The sequence below is a fragment of the Mycobacterium sp. genome (genome assembly GCF_049281135.1).
Classification (GTDB): domain Bacteria; phylum Actinomycetota; class Actinomycetes; order Mycobacteriales; family Mycobacteriaceae; genus Mycobacterium.
In genome coordinates, this window is record NZ_JBAPRN010000122.1 from 1 (window position 1) to 4,764 (window position 4,764).

General features: G+C 64.8%; 3 protein-coding genes. All 3 read left to right on the top strand.

Annotated elements, in window-relative coordinates; translation table 11 throughout:
• Positions 1 to 517, top strand: a 517-nt coding sequence (locus tag WAN02_RS04965; RefSeq protein ID WP_422263067.1) for an SGNH hydrolase domain-containing protein, incomplete at its 5' end; no start/stop codon positions are given.
• A 63-nt stretch (positions 518 to 580) separates the two neighbouring features.
• Complete coding sequence (gene glgX, locus WAN02_RS04970; protein WP_422263068.1) at positions 581 to 2,761, top strand: glycogen debranching protein GlgX; 2,181 nt, start codon at positions 581 to 583, stop codon at positions 2,759 to 2,761.
• A 3-nt stretch (positions 2,762 to 2,764) separates the two neighbouring features.
• The coding region (gene treY / locus WAN02_RS04975; RefSeq protein WP_422263069.1) for a malto-oligosyltrehalose synthase at positions 2,765 to 4,764 on the top strand (2,000 nt) is incomplete at its 3' end.

Below are 4,764 nucleotides of genomic sequence, written 5' to 3' on the forward strand. Positions count from 1 at the left end.
GGGCAACAACGACCCCTACCCGGAGTGCCGCGACTGGGTGCCCAAGGCGATGGACCGGGTGGTGGCCGACCATCCCGACTTCGTGTTCACCACCTCGACGCGGCCGTGGAACATCAAACCCGGTGACGTGATGCCGGGGACGTACGTTGGCATTTGGCAGACGTTCTCCGACAACAACATTCCGATCCTGGCCATGCGAGACACGCCGTGGTTGGTCAAGGACGGTCAGCCGTTCAACCCGTCGGACTGCCTGGCCAACGGCGGCGACGCGGTGTCGTGTGGCACCAAGCGTTCCGACGTGCTCGCTGACCGCAACCCCACCCTCGATTGGGTCGAACAGTTCCCGATGCTCAAGCCACTGGACATGAGCGACGCGGTCTGCCGCGCCGACATCTGCCCGGCTGTCGAGGGAAACGTGTTGGTATATCACGACGCTCACCACCTGTCGGCTACCTATATGCGAACCATGACCAACGAGCTGGGCCGGCAGGTCGGCCCGGCTACCGGTTGGTGGTAGGTACCGCCTGAGGCGGCGACAGCCAGCAGAGCGGGCGGATCCAACCGCCGTTAAGGTCGTGAGATGCTCCCGTCAGACCCGACCAACGGCGCCGCTGCGGCCCCGCCTGCGCTGGCCACTGTCTGGCCAGGCAGCAGCTACCCGTTGGGCGCGAACTACGACGGCAGCGGCACCAACTTCGCACTGTTCTCCGAAATCGCCGAAAAGGTCGAACTGTGCCTGATCGGTGACGACGGTCAGGAATCTCGGGTTAATCTCGACGAGGTCGACGGCTACGTGTGGCACGCCTACCTCCCGGATGTCACCCCCGGGCAGCGCTACGGCTTTCGGGTGCACGGGCCGTTCGACCCCGCGGCGGGCCACCGCTGCGACCCCAGCAAGCTGCTGCTCGACCCGTACGGCAAGTGCTTTGACGGGGAGTTCAGGTTCGACCAGGCGTTGTACTCCTACGATCTGACCGTCGCCGCCAAGGATCCCGCCGAGACCGGCACGCCGCCCAAGGTCGACTCGCTTGGGCACACCATGACCAGCGTGGTGATCAATCCATACTTCGACTGGGCCAATGATCGCTCGCCGCGCACGCCGTATCACGAGACGGTGATCTACGAGGCCCACGTCAAAGGGATGACCCAGTGTCATCCCGCCATCCCCGAAGCGTTGCGCGGAACCTATGCCGGCCTCGGTCACCCGGCGATCATCGATCACCTCAAATCGTTGAATGTCACCGCGATCGAACTGATGCCGGTGCATCAGTTCATGCACGACCACCGTCTGCTGGACCTGGGCCTGCGAAACTACTGGGGCTACAACACGTTCGGATTCTTTGCCCCGCACGTCCAATACGCCGCCAACAGACGCGCCCGGAGCGCGGTAACCGAATTCAAGTCGATGGTCCGGGCATTTCACGAACAGGGCATCGAAGTCATCCTGGACGTGGTCTACAACCACACCGCCGAAGGCAACCATCTCGGCCCCACGATCAATTTCCGCGGCATCGACAACGCCGCCTACTACCGGCTGGTCGACGAGGATCTGCGGTTCTACAAGGATTTCACCGGCACCGGTAACAGCCTCAACGCCCGCAACCCGCACACACTGCAGCTGATCATGGACTCGCTGCGCTATTGGGTGACCGAGATGCACGTCGACGGTTTCCGCTTCGACCTGGCCTCAACGCTGGCCCGCGAGTTCTACGACGTCGACCGACTGAGCGCCTTTTTCGATCTGGTGCAACAGGATCCGATCGTCAGTCAGGTCAAGCTGATCGCCGAACCGTGGGACATCGGCGAGGGCGGATACCAGGTCGGCAACTTCCCGGGTTTGTGGACCGAGTGGAACGGGAAGTATCGCGATACTGTGCGTGACTATTGGCGGGGCGAGCCCGCGACACTGGGTGAGTTCGCGTCCCGGCTGACCGGGTCGTCGGACCTCTATGAGGCAACCAGTCGCCGGCCCGGCGCCAGCATCAATTTCGTCACCGCCCACGACGGATTCACGCTCAACGACCTCGTCTCGTACAACGAGAAACACAATGAGGCCAACGGCGAAGACAACCGCGATGGCGAGAGCCACAACCGGTCCTGGAATTGCGGCGTCGAGGGCCCGACCGATGACCCGGAAATCCTGGAACTGCGCGCGCGGCAGATGCGCAACATCATGGCCACCCTGATGGTGAGCCAGGGCACGCCGATGATCGCGCACGGCGACGAAATCGGACGCAGCCAACACGGCAACAACAACGTCTACTGCCAGGACTCCGAATTGTCCTGGATGGACTGGTCTCTGGTCGACAAGAACAGCGAGCTACTGGAATTCACCCGCAAGGTCACGGCATTGCGTAAGGCCCACCCGGTGTTTCGCCGCCGACGATTCTTCGACGGGGAGCCGATCCGCAGCGGCGACGAGGTGCGCGATATCGCGTGGCTGACACCGGCAGGCAAGGAGATGCAACCGCAGGACTGGGGCGGCGAATTCGGCAAGAGCATCGCGGTATTCCTCAACGGCGAGGCGATACCTGAACCCAACGCCCGCGGCGAGCGGGTCGTCGACGACTCGTTCCTGATGTGCTTCAACGCCCACGGCCACGAGGTCGACTTCATCATTCCGCCCGACGACTACGCCACCGAGTGGACGGCCGTCCTGGACACCACCGACGCCACCGGCTCGATCGAGCTGGTCGTGCACGACGGCGACGAGGTTTCGCTGCCCGGCCAGGCACTGCTCGTATTCCGTAAGACTAAGTGACGCATGGTCTTTCCGGTACTGTCTACCTACCGGTTGCAGCTTCGTGGTGCCGCGAGCGGATTCGCTTTCACTTTCGCCGACGCTGAGAATCTGCTCGACTATCTCGACGATCTCGGGGTGTCGCATCTGTATCTGTCGCCGATTCTGACCCCGGTCACCGGCTCCGGGCATGGCTACGACGTGACCGACCCGACGACGGTGTCGCCCGAACTCGGCGGCGCTGAGGGGCTGGCGCGGCTGTCGTCCGCGGCACGCGCCCGCGGCATGGGCCTGATCGTCGACGTGGTCCCAAATCACGTCGGCGTGGACCAGCCGATGCAGAACCCGTGGTGGTGGGATGTGTTGCGGCACGGCCGATCATCAGCGTACGCAGCGTTCTTCGATATCGACTGGGAGTTGGGCGGTGGCCGGGTTGTGCTGCCGGTGTTGGGTTCGGACGACGACGTTGCTGACCTGACTGTCGACGGCGACGTGCTGCGCCTCGGCGATCTGGCGTTCCCCATCGCACCCGGCACCGATGACGGGACCGGCCCACAGGTGCACGATCGGCAGCACTACCAGCTCGTCGGGTGGCGCCGCGGTGCGGTCGGATACCGGCGGTTCTTCTCGATCACCTCACTGGCCGGGTTGCGGCAAGAGGACAACGCGGTGTTCAACGCCAGCCACGTCGAAGTGGGCCGGTGGTTCGCCGAAGGACTGGTCGACGGTGTACGCATCGATCATCCGGACGGATTGTTCGACCCGGCTGGATACTTGACCTGGCTGCGGGAACTGGCCGGGCCCGAGGCGTGGATCGTGATCGAGAAGATCCTCGCCGTCGACGAGGCTCTGGAGCCGACGCTGCCCGTCGATGGCACCACAGGCTACGACTCGCTGCGCGAGGTGGGCGGATTGTTCGTCGACCCGACCGGCGCCGAAGCACTGACGGCGCTGTACGAGTCGACCGGCATCGACTATTCGGCGACACCCGCGGTGCTGCGCGAGCTCAAAGCGACCGTGGCCACCGACACGCTCGGGAGCGAACTGGCCCGGCTGTGTCGCGCCATCGTGACCGCCGCCGGCGCCGACCATCCGCAGCTCCCCGATGCCGTGGCGGCACTCCTCGGCCACATCGAGGTGTACCGCTTCGACTACCAAGGCCTGGCCGCCACACTGTCGACCGCGCTGGCCGAAGCCGAGTCCGTTGCACCACAATTGCAACAACCACTACAGATCGTGGCTGCGGCGTATGCACACGGAGGAGAACCCGCTGCCCGACTGCAGCAGTTGTGCGGCGCCGTCACCGCGAAGTCGGTCGAGGATTGCCTGTTCTATCGCGACGCTCGCCTGGTCTCGCTCAACGAAGTCGGCGGCGAGCCGGCCCGGTTCGGTGTCGGCGCGGCGGAATTCCACGCCAGTGCCGCCACCCGGGCGCGGCTGTGGCCGCACGCGATGACGACGCTGACGACCCATGACACCAAGCGCGGTGAAGACGTCCGGGCTCGCATCGGCGTGCTGTCGCAGGTGCCGTCGTTGTGGGCCGAGTTCGTCGCCCGCTGGGAGTCGATCGCGCCCTCCCCCGACCGGGCCACCGGGTTGTTCCTGTGGCAGAACATCTTCGGGGTCTGGCCGACGAGCGGCCAGGTCACCGACGAACTGCGGGATCGGCTGCACGGCTATACCGAGAAGTCGATGCGGGAAGCGGCATTGCACACCACCTGGAACGAACCCGACACCGACTTCGAAGACGGTGTGCACGGGTGGGTGGACTCCGTCCTCGACGGCCCGGTTGCCGCACAGCTCACCGAACTCGTCAACCACCTCAACACCCACGCCGAGAGCGACGCGCTGGGTCAGAAGCTGCTGGCGCTGACGGCGCCCGGTATCCCCGACGTGTACCAGGGCACCGAACTGTGGGACGACAGCCTGGTCGACCCCGACAACCGTCGCGCCGTGGACTACGCCACCCGCCGCGAAGCGTTGAAGTGGTTGCAGCACAAGAAACTCCGCATCGTCAAAGCGGC